This window comes from Candidatus Chloroploca asiatica (genome assembly GCF_002532075.1).
GTDB lineage: Bacteria > Chloroflexota > Chloroflexia > Chloroflexales > Chloroflexaceae > Chloroploca > Chloroploca asiatica.
The window spans coordinates 19,136-35,911 of record NZ_LYXE01000125.1; the positions used below are offsets into that span (position 1 = coordinate 19,136).

Genomic DNA, 16,776 nt, shown 5'->3' on the forward strand with positions numbered 1-16,776 from the left:
GTTGTGACCACCACCACCTACCCGCGCCGCCTGATCGAGGTCGATCTGCCAATTAAGCGCATCTCTGCCCATGCCCGCCGCGAGAAGAGTATTCGGCACGGCCATATCAGCACACTGCACATCTGGTGGGCCCGCCGCCCGCTAGCCGCATGTCGGGCGGTTATTTGCGCATCGCTGTGGCCCGATCCAGCCGATGAGCTGTGCCCGCCGGTATTCCGCACGGTTGCCGCGCATGTACTGGCCGAGTTCGGCGAACTGGTGCGTACCGACCGTGCATTGGCTGAGTTGTGTAGCCCCGAAAGCTTCAAGCGCTGGCAACGGACGACCAAGCAGACCCTGCGGGCAAACGACCCGGCATGTTGGCCAGATCTGCGCTATGCATTGCTTGATTTCATCGCCGACTTCGCCAACTGGGATGCTTCGACGGTTCCAGCGTATCTCGAAACTTCGCGCGCATTGACGCAAGCGGCCCACGAAGCCCTTGGTGGTATGCCTGGCACGCGACCATTGGTTGTCGATCCATTCGCCGGCGGCGGTGCCATCCCGCTGGAGGCGCTGCGCGTTGGTGCGGATGCATTCGCGTCCGATCTGAACCCTATACCGATATTATTGAATAAGGTAGTTCAAGAATATATTCCACGATATGGTAATGATTTAGCACGACAGGTGCGCGAATCCGGCATTAGAGTAAGGGCGCTCATAGAGCAAAAGCTCGGAGCTTTTTACGTAAGCAATGATCCGAATGAGAAACCTTATGCTTTCTTTTGGGGAAGAACCATTATTTGCGAGGGACCATCGTGTGGCTATCGATTTCCGCTCATCAAGTCGCTATGGTTAAGACAGAAAAGTAAGAACGGTGTTGCGCTCGAATTAAAGCCTAACCATCGAACACGAGAGGTTGATATTGATGTAAGGATAGGCGTTCATTTGCAAGAAGTTGGTTCAGGAACATCGAAACAAGGGGCAGCTACCTGCCCAGTCTGTGGTTATACAACTTCAGTTGAGAGTGTAAGACGCCAGTTATCTCAGCGTAATGGTGGGACTTTAGACGCACAAATGCTCGCTATATGTATCTCTAGTAACTCATATATAGGAAAGACGTATCGAAAACCCACCGATGATGAGAGATCTCGCTTTAATATAGCCTTGGCGGCTTACCATAGATTAATTCCTAACGAAGGAGATGATATTCCCGACATTCCAAATGAAATGTTGAATCATCTGCGGGGGTTTTTCAATGTGGTTCTATATGGAATGAAGAGATGGGGCGATCTGTTCGGCCCTCGTCAGGCTCTACTGATGACATCGCTTACCAAAGAGATTCGCGTAGAACACCAAAGATTGCTCAATATATGCCCTGATATGGCCGATGCTGTGGCTACTTGCCTGGCATTAGCTGCGGGCAAAGTTGCCCAGTACAATTCCTCCTGTTGTCGATGGAAGTCTACTGGGGAAACGTTGATAGACATGTTTGGTAGGCAGGCTATCCCTATGGTATGGGATTTTTCAGAAGCGTATCCATTTGGAGGTAGCACGGGCGATTACGGTCAGTATATCGAATCATTTTGTACAACTCTGGACACGCTTTCGCTTGTTTTATCCTCAAGCGGGACAACCCAACAGGCCAGTGCCACCCAACATCCCCTCCCAGATAACATAGTCGAAGCTTTTGTGACAGATCCACCATACTATGATGCCATTCCATATGCTGATCTTTCTGACTTCTTTTATGTGTGGCATCGTAGAATGTTAGGAAACATACATAGCGAGCTTTATTCGGGCAATCTCTCACCAAAAGATGAAGAATGCGTAACTCTATCTCATCGAGCGGCAATGTATCGACATAAAGATCGCTCATTCTTTGAGCGGATGATGTCCATTGCTATGGCAGAAGGCAGACGCATCACGAAGCCGCAAGGAATTGGTGTTGTAGTCTTTGCCAATAAATCAACTACTGGCTGGGAAGCCATGATTGGTGCTCTGGTTAGTTCTGGATGGATCATATCAGCTTCATGGCCTATTGATACCGAAATGAGCAGTAGACTCCGTGCTCAAGATTCAGCAGTTCTTGCTTCGTCGGTTCATCTTGTCTGCCGCCCGCGTGAGCAGGCCGACGGGACACTCACCGAAGATATCGGTGACTGGCGCGATGTACTACAAGAACTGCCTCTCCGCATCCACGAATGGATGCCGCGACTAGCCGCCGAAGGCGTAGTTGGTGCCGACGCAATCTTCGCCTGCCTCGGCCCGGCACTGGAGATTTTCAGCCGCTACAGCCGTGTCGAGAAGGCCAGTGGTGAACAGGTCAAGTTGGGCGAGTATCTGGAGCACGTCTGGGCGGCTGTCTCGCGCGAGGCGCTTTCGCTGCTGTTCAAGGACGCCGACGCCAGTGGTTTAGAGCCGGACGCACGCCTCACCGCCATGTGGCTCTGGACGCTCTCGACCGCCGACGACCGCCGACCAAGTAACGGCAACGGCGAGGGCGATGAAACCGACGAGAACGACGACGAATCGACCAGCAGCAAAAGTGCTGGAAAGGGTGGCTTTAGCCTGGAGTTTGACGCTGCACGCAAGATCGCGCAAGGGCTTGGCGCAAACCTTGACATCCTACGGCATGTTGTCGAGGTCAAAGGTGAGACGGCGCGCCTCATCTCGGTCGGCGAGCGCACCCGCTATCTGTTCGGCAAGGACGAGGCGATGGCACCCGCCAATCGCAAGATCAAGAAAAGTGCTCAGCAAATGAGCCTGTTCGCCGAGCTAGAGCAAGCCGAAGAAGAGGCTGGCTGGGGCGAAAAGAGTGCGCCGCCAGCTGGCGCAACCGTGCTCGATCGCGTTCACCAAGCGATGATTTTGTTCGCTGCTGGTCGGGCCGAAGCCATGAAGCGCTTCCTCGTTGAGGAGGGTGCTGGCACCGATCCACGCTTCTGGCAGTTGGCGCAGTCGCTTTCGGCACTCTACCCCACCGCTACGGACGAAAAGCGCTGGGTGGATGGCGTACTAGCGCGGAAGAAGGGGTTGGGGTTTTAGTTTCACGTAGACCGGTTTACCGAAAAAACAGCATCACAAGGATCTTCATATGGCACTCAAACCCTGGTACACTGTCATTCCCCCACGCGAAGACCTGCGATCGGGCAAGCCGCTCGACGCATCAGAGTTTGCTGTCCATCTCGATCAGGTGCGCGATGAGCGAGCGCCGATTGATTACCGCGATCCTGAGCGTTTCTTTGAGCGCACTTACCTCACGCAGACCTTGCTCGGCCTTGGCTCCGAGGTCGTTCGCCGCCTTTCAGGCGAGACAACTGAGACCTCAGCGGTATTCAACCTCTCGACCCAATTTGGTGGTGGTAAGACCCACGCCTTGACCTTGCTATATCACTTGGCCAAACATGGAAAAGGTGCTGATCATTGGCCCGGTGTCCAGCGGATTCTCGAAAAGGGCGGTGTGGCGTCTGTTCCCGATGCAGCCGTTGCGGTGTTTGTCGGCACCGAGTTCGACTCACTTACCGGTCGCGGTGGAACTGACGGTACGCCACTCCGCCGCACACCCTGGGGGGAGATTGCGTATCAGCTTGGTGGCGCACCGGCACTCGCCGTGCTGGCAGAACATGAGGAACAGTTTGTCGAACCGAAAGGCGACGTCATTCGGGCCTTTCTCCCCAAAGACAAGCCGTGTCTCATCCTCATGGACGAGATTATCAACTACGTCAGCACCTATCGGCGCAAAGGCTATGGCAATGCGCTCTACAACTTCATTCAGGCGCTTTCGGAAACCGCACGCGGCATGAAGAATGTCGTGCTGGTCGTTTCGATCCCTGCATCAGTACTGGATTACACGGCGGAGGACATTGACGACGAGGGCCGTTTCAAACGCATGCTCGACCGACTTGGCAAAGCCTATATGATGTCGGCGGAGAGTGAGACCTCGGAAATCATCCGTCGACGGTTGTTTGAATGGGATCTGCGTGCGGTCGGGCAGAACGGACGCATCGCCCTGCCGAAAGAGGCACTGAACACCTGTAACGACTACGCCGATTGGGTCGTTGCGCACCGTCAGTCGCTCCCACAATCCTTCCCGATCGACAGCGCCCGCGATGCCTTTGCCGCAACCTATCCCTTCCATCCCATGGTGCTCTCGGTCTTTGAGCGCAAGTGGCAATCACTCCCCCGCTTCCAACAGACGCGTGGCATGCTGCGCCTGCTGGCGCTGTGGGTCTCGAAGGCCTACCGTGAAGGATTTACCGGTGCTTTTCGCGATCCACTGATCGATCTTGGTACCGCGCCGCTCGATGACGCCATGTTCCGTGCGGCGGCCTTTGAGCAACTCGGCGAATCAAAACTGGAAGTGCCGGTCACCACCGATATCTGTGGCAAAAAAGACTCGCATGCCGCACGCTTGGACGAAGAAGCCAGCGATACGATCAAGCGTGCCCGCTTGCACCGCAAGGTCGCGACCGCAATTTTCTTCGAGTCAAACGGTGGCCAGGCTCAGAGCTATGCAACCCTCCCAGAAGTGCGGATGTCGGTAGCGGCCCCAACCCTCGATATTGCAAATGTCGAAACGGTGCTCGAGGCGTTAGTTCCCCCTAATGGCGTGTGCTACTACTTGGACACGAATAAAAACCGTTATTGGTTCAGTACCAAGCCCAACTTGAGCAAGCTGCTCGCCGACCGGAAGGCCAGCGTTCAATCACCGAGGATTGACGAGCGGGTACGCACTGAAATCGAAAAGGTATTTAGTCCCTTGCCGGGTACCGAGCGAGTTTTTTTCCCGACGGCGAGCGGTCATATACCGAATCAGCCAGTGCTAACACTGGTCATCCTTGCGCCTGACCAATCGCCACAAGACTCATTGACCCTGACGCGCCTTGAGGCGATGACGCGTGAATCAGGCAATGGATCGCGAACCTTCAAGAGCGCACTGCTCTGGGTGCTCGCCGATGGCGATGGGGCGTTGCGCGAAGAGGCCCGCAAGCTCTTGGCATGGGAAGCGATTAGTGATGAGAAGGACGACTTGGCGCTCGACGAGGTGCAGAAGAAACAGATCGACACCAATTTCAGCAACGCCCGTCGCGATCTACGTGAGAGCGTCTGGCGCGCCTACAACCATATTGCGATGTTAGGAAAAGGCAATGACATCGAGGTCAAAAACCTGGGACTGGTGCATTCAAGTTCAGCGAACTCTCCGGTTCAACTTATCATTAACCGGCTAAAGATGGATGGCGACATTGAGGAAAGCATTGGCCCGAGTTTCCTTGTACGCAATTGGCCCGCCTTCGCCGAATGGAGTACCCGCTCGGTACGCGATGCGTTCTTTGCCTCGCCCAAATTTCCACGGCTGCTAAGCGCCACTGCTGTCAAGGAGACGATTGCGAAGGGCGTCGCGAATGGGTTTCTTGCTTACGTTGGCAAAATGGCTGATGGCGACTACCAGCCCTTTATCTACGGTACCAGCCTACAACCTGGCGATGTCGAGATCTCCGATGACATGTATGTTATTACGAAAGAGACCGCTGATGCCTACCAGCGTGCGAAGAGTGAGGCGCGCACGCTGACAAGCCTCGTCATTAGCCCATCCCAGATTACGCTCAAACCCAGTGAGCAATGCAAATTCACCGTACAGGGCTATGATCAACAGCGTAAAGAAATGCCGGTAGAGAGTGTCGTTTGGAGTACAAGCGCTGGGTTCATCGCCGAAAACGGAACGTTTGTCGCCAGCGACGAGCCAGGCACAACCACCATCACCGCCACGCTCGGCAGCATCACTGCTACCAGCACTATTCAGGTACGTTCCGTCGATGACAAAGGCATTCGTGACGGGTCAGACGATGGCAATCATCAGCCAGAACTTCCGAAGCCTGTTGATCCTCCTATGCCAGACGCACTCGCTCGCCTCATCTGGGAAGGCGAAATTCCTTGGCAAAAGTGGGCAAACTTTTACCCCAAGATTCTTGCAAAATTTGCCTCAACTAAGGGCTTAAAGTTGACGCTCCGGGTAGAGGTTGCACCTGACAAAGGCGTTTCAGCGCAGCAGGTTGAGGAAATGAAGCTTGGGTTGCGTGAGCTTGGGTTGGATGATACGGTGCGAACAGAGTAGTCCAATCCTCTATTCAGTGACAATATCCTCGCCAAAATCATATCCAACCGGCTGAATTCCGGATCACGCGCACGGAATGGGCAAAGCAGGCCGTGGGCGAGGTTGACTGTGACTTAAAGCATAACCTTATGCGATCACGGAACACGCGTGACGGAAAAGCCCAGGCTTGAGCCCCCTTGAGGCTAGTGCCACGAAGCTCGGCGCAGGGCCTCTTGGGGGCGCGGCTCGCGAGGGTTGCGCCGAAGGCGGTGAGGGGCGCGGGGTCACTAGGCGTCGCCTTCCGACAACTTGGGGGGCGAAACGGGTGGGCAAACCAGGGGGTAACGACCGGAAGGATCGCATCATGGCGGGGCCGACGGGTCGTCGTTCCCTGCTGCTGAGCCGAGCGCTCTTCCACCGCGTGGCCTCGTGCGCGTGCGTTGCCCACCCCCCGCTTGCTCCGCACCGGCCATGCGGTATCATGGGCACCAACGACGCGGGCCGTTGACCCACGCGGCAGATCATTGACCCAGCCCCGCGCCGCCGTCGGCGGCCCCGCCCGCGCGTCCGTTCAGGCGGCGTGCGCAATCGTGCAACCCGAGGACATCACCCGTGCCTGCACCACCCTTCCCTCAACTGACGACCACCCTCCCCAATGGGGTCGTGGCAACCGTGGAGGCCGCGCCGCACGACATTGATCTGGCGCACTGGCACCGCAACCATGCCGTGATCATCACCGATAACACGGTCATCACCCTGCGCCTGCGGCGGCGCGACCAGTTGGCCCTCACCGCCCAGCACGCCGGGGCGTGGCTCGCCGCCACGCCGGTGCCCATGACGCCGCTGCTTGCCCTGGCGCTCAGCACCCTGACCGGCGAACTGCCCGAACCCTGGCACCTGTCCATTCTGCGCTTTGTCGGGGCGACGCTGCCCCCGCTGAACGTCCCTGACCACGAACCCGCAGCGCTTCGTGCGATTCGCGCCCTGGTTTACGAGGCCTTGCACCGCGAGACCGACGACCCCGGCCTCGATCTCGGGGGCGACCGTTGGGTCGTCGCCCGCATGCTCGGCTGCTACGGCGAAGCCCTGTGGGCGCTGCGCGGCGCGGATGCCCGCCGCTGGGGTTCCCTGCCGCTTGGGGTGCCGACCGACCCGCCGCTGCTGCGGATCCTCGTGGGCATGGCCGGGGTGATGCACCGCACGGCGCAGCGAGCGGGCCACGTCACGCTGCCCCTGGCTGACGGCGGGCATCCCACCGATGCGATTATTGATTGGCTCGCGCTCGTTGCTGGGCCAGCGCCGCCACCGGCCGCGTTGCTCCCTGGCGGCCTGGGCCGCGTCAGTACGCATACGCTGGTCGTCGGCTCCGCGACCGAACCCCTCACCCTTGATCCCCAGCGGGCCGAGGCGCTGCGTGACCTGGCCGCGATCCTCCTCGCACGGGTGAGCCGCCCGGCCCCCCGCTACCTCGGTGAGGTGCTCGATCTAACCATCCCTCCCGGCCTGATGGCGGAAGTGACCGCCTGGAACATCGCACGCGTGCGCGTCATCCCCCACCCCGAAGGCCTCTGGGTGGCGGTGGGCGGGGCCGATGACGAGGCGGCGGCGGTGGCCTGGTGGGGAGCCACCCCAGCCAGCAGTACACGTTTCCCGATCTCGTTTCCGCCGGCGGCCTGGCTGCTGATGCACGCGATTCTGGCCGCCCTCTGGCATGATCTCTGTGCGGAGGCCATCGTGATGGAGCCGCAGCCGGACGCCGCACCGCCCGCCCGCCCGTCGGGGGCGCGCGAGGCTACGGGCCGTGGCCCCGGTGGAGGGCGCAGCGTGCGCTTGCCGCCGGTACGGTACCTGGCGCACTGGGGCAGCGACGAAGATCGGGCGCTGATCAATGCCTATGTCCTGGCAGGCCATGGCTATCGCCGCCTTCCGAGCGGATGGGAAGCGCGGCAGGACAGGCGCGACTTCCAGCGGCGCACGACCGCCGCCGCCGACCGCGCCCACGCGCACGGGCTGGATGCCCCGCCGCCCGGCTACACGTATGTTGCGCCCCATCAGCGTCCTGCGGGGCGCATTCAGGCGGACGAGGGCCTGGCGGCCCCCCGGCAGGTACAGGCGCGCGGGCTGTTCACACTGCGGCTCGGGCTGCGGCGGAACGACGACGAGGCTCCGCTGCGAGCCTAGGGCGCGGTGGCCAGGCACCGGTTTCGCGTGCCGACCCGCGCTCACCGATGCATGCGAAGCTCACCAGGATCGCCGACGGTGCCAGCGCAGGCCCCTGCGCTGGCATTCAGCACTGGGCGCAGCGATAGAGCGATGGCGCATCAGAACGGGCGAAATCGCGCCCATGGCGCGATATTGCACGAATCGTTGGCATGCCCCGAAGACGTTACCATTACGGCGAACGGTGACTTATAGATTTTGCTGTCGTATAATAAGTATAGAGATACCGTTGATTAGCTTTCATGCGGTTCTCGATTTAGGAATTATCTTTACCTTGGACTCACTGACCGAGGATTTTACTTTGTTTGGTGCAGCACAACTCTGGAATGAGCATTTAGAACATTGCGTTCTTTCTTGCGTTTTCCGCACCCTATTATACCTAATTTTCGATAGTATCGAGCTGGTTTTACATTTTCCAGAACAGGTTTACTTGACGCCGGCGTGATCAGTAATTTTTTTGCTGGATGGATTTCTTAACCGATTTCATATGAACAATACCCAACTCCAAACCATCTTTGCCGACGCCCACTCGCGCCTCGCCGCTGATCAGAAGGGCGAACTGGCGCGTAGCGAAATGTCGTCTCCCCTGGCTTATCTCAGTCTCGCGCTGCTGGAAGCGCTGGCCGTGTGTGTTGATCAGGATGAAGTCGGCGATCTTTTGAAGGAATTGGTGGGTGCCGAGCACCGCAAGGCTCTGCGCGGCGCCCTGCGCGATCCCCTGTTCGCGCTGCGGGCGATGATTCATGGCGAGGCCCTCGATCTGGCGTGCGCCGCCCTCATCGAGGCGCTGGGCGCCGCGCAGCAGCAGCCGATGGCGGTGTGCCAGGGGATGTGTGCCGAGCGGATCGAGCATGCGAAACAAATCGTCGCCACGAACTACTACGAGGCCCCCAAAGACCCGGCTGAGACCCGGGCGGAGGAGGCGCTGACCGCCTATCTGCATTCACTTCGCCTCCAGTGCAATACAGTGCAGATGGCCCGCATCGACCCGCGCGATGCCCGTCATCACGCCGAAATGCGCCTGGAGCGCGTGTATATCGGGCTGGACACTGAGCGTCAAGTGGAGCTAAATCCCCAGGAGCAAGAGGAGTATGATGACCATCGGGGTGTTATCCAGCGAAGTTTTTTTCGAGATACAAGAAAAGTAAGTGCGCTTGAAACCCTGAACCAACACCCGCCCGCCCGCCTGATGCTGTTGGGCGGCCCCGGCAGCGGCAAGAGTACCTTCCTCAACCACCTGGCTCTCTGTCTGGCTGGAGCCGCCCTTGGTGAACGTGTTCAGGTCGAGTCGACCAAGGGTGCAACCCCGCTTGAACGGCTTGCGCCCCATTGGAAATGCGGGGCGTTGCTGCCGATTCGGGTTGTGCTACGGGAACTGGCCACTGTGCTACCGCGCAACCCAAACCCGGGCCAGGAAGTCGATCTTCTGCATACTTGGTTGGAACAGATCCTGGGTCGCGATGATTCAGCCCTGGCCTTGCTGCGCCAAGCCTTGCATGACGGGCGGGCGATCCTGCTCTTTGATGGCCTGGACGAGGTTGAGGCTGGCCCGGTGCTCAAGCGCGTCACTGAGTGTATCGAGGTGTCGGCTGGCATCTATACGCACAGCCCGGTGCTAGTCACCTGCCGCGTGCTTGACTACCAGGCCAACGAGCAACGCCACCTGTCGGGCTTTCAGGTCGAGACTCTGGCAGCTCTGAATGATGAGCAGATCGATGCTTTTATCAACGCCTGGCACGATGAAGTTGCTGACACCGGGCGCACGATGCTTGGCAACGCGCCTGGATTGCGCCAGGCCCTCGCCGGACGCACCGACATGAAAGAGATGGCCCGCCAGCCGCTGCTGCTGACCATGATGGCGATCGTCCATGCCGGCAAGGGCAAGCTCCCCGACGCCCGCGCCCTACTCTACCGTGAGTGCATCGAACTGCTGCTGCTGCGCTGGCGCAGCGAGCCCGACCTGCTGCGCCAGCTTGGCCTGCCCGAGTTCAAGGAGTCCGATCTGATGAAGGTGATGGCCCGGATTGCCTTCGCCGCCCACAACCGCTCGCTGAGCGACTCCGATGCTAAGATGAAGGTGATGGCCCGGATTGCCTTCGCCGCCCACAACCGCTCGCTGAGCGACTCCGATGCTAAAGCGAGACCGTCGGACCTGAGCGGCAGTGAGGTGAAGGCCGAACTCAATGCTGCCTTCACCTACTACGTCTCCGACGAGGAGCGCCGCGCCGCCCTGGTGATACGCTTGCTCCGCGCCTTTGCCACTCGCAACGGCTTGCTGTTCCAGCAGAGCGGCGAGAGCGGCGAGGTTTACGCCTTCCCGCACCGCAGCTTCCAGGAGTTTCTGGCTGGCTACTGGATCAGCCTCCAGGACGACTTCGACCGGCTGGTGTGTGAACGGGCCGGGCAGGTTGGTTGGCACGAGGCCTTGCGCCTGATGGTCAGCTATCAGGCACTCAAGGATGGGGCGCTCGGGCGGACGCTGCAAGTGATCAAGGAGTTACTAGACGATCACACTGCTCTGAAGCAAACTCTGGCGGGTGAACTGTTGGCCCTGGTAGGCTACGCCCGCGCTGCTGGCTATCGTGAGGAGTGGGTCGGTACAAATGGACGCTGGACCAGAGCGTGCATCGCGCTGCGCACCATCGCCACCGCCGATAGTGCGTTGGCCGCTGCGCCGCTAAGAGCCCGCGCAGGTATAGCCCTTGGGCAGCTCTGCTATGGTTCGTTGGATGCCTTGACTCAGCAGGGGGCCACACTAATTGCCCCCGACCCACGTCTGCTCAGTCCGGCCACCGGCGATGCGCCCAATGGGTGCTATTGGTGCCAGCTTGAGCCAGGGTCATTCTGGTATGGCGATGAGTCAGAGGATGCTGATGACGATGAGGAGGAGTTAGAGGATGCTGATGACGATGAGGAGGAGTTAGAGGATGCTGATGACGATGAGGAGGACAGCAACAAGACCACGGAAAAAGATTACGTCTACGCTCCGAAAGATGTGCTCCAGCACGTTATCATCCCCTACGGCTTCAAGATCGCCCGCTACCCCGTCACCAACGCCGAGTTCGCCGCCTTCATCGCCGCAGGTGGTTACGCCCACGAGTCGTGGTGGACTCCAGAGGGCTGGAAGTACATTCAGCCAGATGGCTCTCGCGTTGAAGGCGAACCCGATCGTATCACCTTACCGCGCTACTGGAGCGATCCCGGTCTGAACAACCCGCTCCAGCCGATAGTTGGCGTCTCATGGTATGAGGCCGCAGCCTACTGCAACTGGCTCACCGCGCAGGGCCATGCGCAGGGTTGGTTGCCTGCCGAGGCAGTGATTCGCCTACCAACCTCGCTGGAGTGGGAGTATGCCGCACGGGGGGGCGACAGCCAGCAATGGTACCCCTGGGGGAACGATGCACCCACGCCAGAGCACGCCAACTACCGCGAGACGGGCATCGAGCGTCCCGCTCCGGTGGGCTGTTTCCCGTTGGGTCGGGCGGCCTGTGGAGCCGAGGATCTGGTTGGTAATATCCAGGAATGGATGGCAACAGCTATAGAAGCCTCAGATGGCGTTGCAGCACGAACAGATTTTACGTTTCGGGAAAGGGCGCTAATTGCTTATAATGAATGGAGTAACACAACAGAACAATTAAACTGTGGTTCACGTGTCGAATTCGACCCGAAGGGTTGGAATATCTTCCTAGGCTTTCGAGTGATCTGGCTCCTTGACGCTCATTCCGAAGGATTGGAATATCTTCCTAGGCTTTCGAGTGATCTGGCTCCTTGACGCTCATTGAATGCTCGTAGTAGGCGCTTCATCGCCGTCCACGGGCCGCAAACGGCGCTAAAGCGCCTCCTCCAAACCTCGCTCGTAGGTTTGCGTGCATACGTATGGGCAACACCCCCAGCCGCGCATAGCGCGGAATCACGGTATAAACTATTTAGGAGGTTCCTATGCCGGCTGAAAGTGACGCCAAGGCCAAACTCACGCTCGGGCTGCTGCTGGTTGGCGCCAGTGTCCTGCCCGCCAGTGGCATCCTGGGCAGTGTGCTCGGCGCGGCCGGGGGGGTTGGAGGCAACTGGGTCGCTGAGGCCCTCGGTGGTGTCTTTGGGGCTGGCCCACCGCCTGCGGCCCAGCTTCAGCAGGCCTTTACCAATGCAGTGCGCGAGGCCGCTAGCACGCTGCGCGAGCAGTACGGTCTTGATCGCGTGCGCCACGATAATGCCGATGCCTTCGATTTACTGCGCGATACAGCCCGGAGCGTCACCGCAATCGAACTACCACCCGAGGCCCAGGATCTAGCGGCGGTGCAACGTAGCCTCGCCGCTGCCCTCAACCAACTGTTGCACGGCCACCCCGATGCCCAGGTTTTGCTGATCAAGCAGCAGCTGCTGCCCACCACTGCGCGCGCCTTCCAGGCCGAGCTGTCCCGCAACGATCAAGCCTGGCGGCTCTACCACGGCTGGCTGCTTGAGCGGATGCTCACCCAGAGTGTGGCCCTCCAGTCGGCCCTAGCCGACCAGCCCGCTGCCCGTGCCCAGTTGAGCAATGTGGCTGCGCTTGAAGCCCACTTCGACCTCTTCGGGGAGCAGCTGGAGGGTATGTTGACGGCGTTGCGCAAACTGTTGGAGCGGGCGGCCCTGACCCCGGCGGCCCCTGATCAGGCGACGATCACGGTGTTGCAGGAAATGGAAGCCGAAGCGATTACGCGGGCGCGTCAGCAGGCTTCTGACATCGCGGGTCGCCTGCATCAGCGGATGCAGGCTAAAACGATTAGCGATTCAGTCCAGATCGCGACCGGCGTGCGCTAAACCCATCCAACTGCCCCTGCGCTCGTCCTCACGCCTAGCCCATCCGCGACTCCGGTGATCAGTCTGGTGCTGCGCTTTACGCCCAGCCCAATCGTCGCGACGATTGCCTGGGAGGGCGACACGGTACAGCCATTTCTTTAGCCCTTATCAGAACGACGATCTCGACATGGTGCTGCGTACGCTCGATCATATCCAGTACCCAACCAGCAGTCTGAGCGCGGCTGATCAGGCTCGTCTGGATGCGTTGGGTTTGCCGGTTGTCAATGGCATGCTCGCGCTTGGCATGGAACGTGTCGTTGGTCAGCAGTTCTATGTGGCGCTCACCGCCAACCCCAACGCGGCGCGGGCACTCCACGGATCCCCTGTTGCTGACCGACGTACGGATCTGGATCATCAAGGCGGTGAATGATCTGCGTGGCGCAACCATTGACCTTGCTGCTGATCGGCCTTTGCTTGAAGCTGCCCTCTTTCATTGTCAACAGGGGATCGAGAAGGCGTTCAAGGCATTTCTGAACTACCACCAGCCAAAGTGTCTGGAGGAGTTGATAGTAGGGGGCGATCTGTTCGACGCTGTAGATCAATGCATCAGCATCAAGGTAGACCCTACCGCTAGATGGCAAGGTTAACGAACCCACGCAGTGCGCTCCATCTGTAAGTACGCGCCCACCTCAAATATCTCCACATCGTCCAACAACTCAGGCGGAAGTTGGCGTAGCTTGACGGTGCTATGCTCAACCATGGTCATTGGGCAATTCCTCGCTAGCAAGGAATGCCACCGTTCGTTGGCGGTATTCTTCCAGGCTGGCTCGTCTCTTCGAGCATTCTCGCATTATCATGTCGCTTGTCATGACTCCTCCTCAACGCGCAAACGCACCGCCGGGTCGCCGAGCCAGATATAAGCGCGACCGTTGTGGTAGTCCAGCCAGAGGTCGGCCAGATCAGCATCGGCGACCTGCTTATTAAACTTAAGATCATCTAGCTTCTTGGCTAAACGCATTCCCCTCGCAGCCTGGATTATGTTGAACTGGTCGGTTGCAGCGCCGACTCGACGACCTTGCATCAACCGGCTTAACAGATCCTCGAAAGGAATCGAGGCTTCGCCCTTGCGAAAGGTAAGATAGTACCAGACCCGATCTACCTGTCCAAACACGCCCAGCGCCCCGCTGAGCAACATCTGCTGCGGGAGTTGGGCGATGGCGGCATGTGGGGCAAGCTGAAGCGGTTTTCGCTCCGGTGGGTCAGGCTGTACCTCTTGCATAAACCCAGATGGTTGCTCGGTGACCTTGATCTGCCCATCCTCGGCGGGCCAGCCCAGGCCATAGCTAGAATGCATACAGACCAGCATGCCGCTCAGGTCGAGATCACGCACATCTTCGCCAGTCAGTAGTTGCTCACGCGCAACCGGGCCGTTGCCTGTCCAGTCAGCCATGATTAGCGCACCCTGCAATTGGCTCTGCCGTGGGTCGTCAGGCGCAAAACCCACGCTCTGCGCGGCCAGGAAGAGGATTTGCGGCGTCTCTTGGCGCAGCAACTGTTCGATGCGGCTCTGATCGATTTCAGCGGTGGTGCCGAAACTCACCTCGCTTGAGCTGCGCACCCTGGATCTATAGAGGCTTTGCATCTCGCGTGGTATGACGCTCGCCTGCTGTTGCGCCAGTATCGCAGCCATGGTGACGTCAATCTGCAGCAACGGCTGGCCTGTCGTCGCATCAACCCCATTGGGCTGGTTTGCTGATCAGGATGATCGGCCAGTCTGTTTCTGAATGTGGCAGTTGTTCTGGCTTTGCGGGGCCTGGATCCGATTCAAGCGGCTTCCATGGCGACTCCTGCCCGCCTTTGCTTCCAGCACAGTGGGTACTCCACGCTAGACCGTCTGCGCACCCGAAAAGATACGCTCCCTTGGCAAGATCGCCGTGGATGCGCCGCAGGGCCGGCCAACAGGGATCATCAGGGCAACGCGATCAACGCCAGCACCCGGTCGATCAGCGCCGCGTCTTGCTCGTCGAGGCCCGTCACCAGCGCATCACGGTCACGCTCACCGGCCCAGAGGCGCTCGACGGGTTCGCGCAGCCTCCAGCCCTGCTGCTCAAGGTGCGCCAGGGCCGCTGTGACTTCCTGCCGTGGCGCATCGTCACCGGTGGCAACGGCGGCGATGGCCCCGAGGAGCGCGGTGACGTCGCTGGGCGGCGGGGCGGACGTTCCCCTGAGGCGTTCCTGTATGGCAGCCAGACTCCGGCGTGAGCCCTGCGTGTCGGGGTGGTCAGGCCCGAGGCGGGCTTCGAAGATCGCAAGTGCCCGGCCCATCAGCTGCTCGGCGGTTTGGACATCGTCCTGGTCATAGTAATTGATCGCCAGGTTGTTGAGGCTGGCGGCGGTGTCAGGATGGTCGGCCCCGAGCGCGTGCTCCCGGATCGCCAGGGCGCGTTCGAAGAGCGGGCGGGCCGCGTCGTAGTTCCCTTGGGTTTGGTGCAGGTACGCGAGATTGTTGAGGCTTAAGGCGGTATCGGGATGCTCGGGGCCGAGCACGCGCTCGCGGATCGCCAGGGCGCGTGCGAGGAGCGGGCGGGCCGCGTCGTACTGCCCCTGCGCGTGGTACAGCCCCGCCAGGTTGTTGAGGCTGGCGGCGGTGTCAGGATGGTCGGCCCCGAGCGCGTGCTCCCGGATCGCCAGGGCGCGTTCGAAGAGCGGGCGGGCCGCGTCGTAGTTCCCTTGGGTTTGGTGCAGGTACGCGAGATTGTTGAGGCTTAAGGCGGTATTGGGATGCTCGGGGCCGAGCACGCGCTCGCGGATGGCCAGGGCGCGTGCATAGAGCGGGCGGGCCGCGTCGTAGTTCCCTTGGGCATCGTGCAGGGCCGCGAGATTGCCCAAGCTGGTGGCGGTATTGGGATGCTCGGGGCCGAGCACGCGCTCGCGGATGGCCAGGGCGCGTGCATAGAGCGGGCGGGCCGCGTCGTAGTTCCCTTGGGCATCGTGCAGGGCCGCGAGATTGCCCAAGCTGGTGGCGGTATTGGGATGCTCGGGGCCGAGCACGCGCTCGCGGATGGCCAGGGCGCGTGCATAGAGCGGGCGGGCCGCGTCGTAGTTCCCTTGGGCACGCAACAATGCCGCGAGATTGTTGAGGCTTAAGGCGGTATCGGGATGCTCGGGGCCGAGCACGCGCTCGCGGATCGCCAGGGCGCGTTCGTAGAGGGGTCGGGCCGCGTCGTAGTTCCCTTGGGCACGCAACAATGCCGCGAGATTGTTGAGGCTTAAGGCGGTATCGGGATGCTCGGGGCCGAGCACGCGCTCGCGGATCGCCAGGGCGCGTTCGTAGAGGGGTCGGGCCGCGTCGTAGTTCCCTTGGGCACGCAACAATGCCGCGAGATTGTTGAGGCTTAAGGCGGTATCGGGATGCTCGGGGCCGAGCACGCGCTCGCGGATCGCCAGGGCGCGTTCATAGAGCGGACGGGCCGCGTCGTAGTTCCCTTGGGCATCGTGCAGGCCCGCGAGATTGTTGAGGCTGGTGGCGGTAGCGGGATGCTCGGGGCCGAGCACGCGCTCGCGGATGTCCAGGGCGCGTTCATAGAGCGGACGGGCCGCGTCGTAGTTCCCTTGGGCATCGTGCAGGAGCGCGAGATTGTTGAGGCTGGTGGCGGTAGCGGGATGCTCGGGGCCGAGCACGCGCTCGCGGATGTCCAGGGCGCGTT

General features: G+C 60.2%; 9 protein-coding genes. 7 read left to right on the plus strand and 2 right to left on the minus strand.

The features are described 5' to 3' along the window. Positions 1 to 3 precede the first annotated feature (3 nt). The 7 genes from A9Q02_RS16290 (at position 4) to A9Q02_RS24345 (ending at position 13,716) form a co-directional block, all read left to right on the plus strand. Positions 4 to 3,027 (plus strand): DUF1156 domain-containing protein, encoded by a 3,024-nt coding sequence (locus tag A9Q02_RS16290; RefSeq protein WP_097654146.1) that lies wholly within the window; start codon positions 4 to 6, stop codon positions 3,025 to 3,027. A 49-nt stretch (positions 3,028 to 3,076) separates the two neighbouring features. Then, positions 3,077 to 6,094, plus strand: a complete 3,018-nt coding sequence (locus tag A9Q02_RS16295; protein ID WP_097654147.1) for an ATP-binding protein — start codon at positions 3,077 to 3,079, stop codon at positions 6,092 to 6,094. A gap of 591 nt (positions 6,095 to 6,685) precedes the next feature. Next, positions 6,686 to 8,254, plus strand: a complete 1,569-nt coding sequence (locus A9Q02_RS16300; RefSeq protein ID WP_097654148.1) for a hypothetical protein — start codon at positions 6,686 to 6,688, stop codon at positions 8,252 to 8,254. 526 nt (positions 8,255 to 8,780) lie between these two features. Continuing rightward, positions 8,781 to 12,065: an NACHT domain-containing protein gene (locus A9Q02_RS16305; protein ID WP_097654149.1), complete on the plus strand. Its 3,285-nt coding sequence runs from the start codon at positions 8,781 to 8,783 to the stop codon at positions 12,063 to 12,065. Positions 12,066 to 12,232: 167 nt separating this feature from the next. After that, positions 12,233 to 13,090, plus strand: coding sequence for a hypothetical protein (locus tag A9Q02_RS16310; protein ID WP_097654150.1), 858 nt, complete (start codon positions 12,233 to 12,235; stop codon positions 13,088 to 13,090). 166 nt (positions 13,091 to 13,256) lie between these two features. Next, positions 13,257 to 13,499, plus strand: coding sequence for a hypothetical protein (locus A9Q02_RS24340; protein ID WP_172451060.1), 243 nt, complete (start codon positions 13,257 to 13,259; stop codon positions 13,497 to 13,499). Then, entirely contained in the window at positions 13,492 to 13,716 is a 225-nt protein-coding gene (locus A9Q02_RS24345) for a HEPN domain-containing protein (protein WP_172451062.1), read from the plus strand. Before A9Q02_RS24340 ends, A9Q02_RS24345 begins: the two co-directional genes overlap by 8 nt. A gap of 218 nt (positions 13,717 to 13,934) precedes the next feature. On the opposite strand, the gene A9Q02_RS16320 is transcribed toward A9Q02_RS24345, so the two are convergent. Both A9Q02_RS16320 and A9Q02_RS16325 read right to left on the minus strand, forming a co-directional pair. Next, positions 13,935 to 14,687: a hypothetical protein gene (locus A9Q02_RS16320; RefSeq protein ID WP_097654152.1), complete on the minus strand. Its 753-nt coding sequence runs from the start codon at positions 14,685 to 14,687 to the stop codon at positions 13,935 to 13,937. 350 nt (positions 14,688 to 15,037) lie between these two features. After that, positions 15,038 to 16,776 (minus strand): tetratricopeptide repeat protein (locus A9Q02_RS16325; protein ID WP_141508979.1); only part of this gene is annotated, 1,739 nt, incomplete at its 5' end.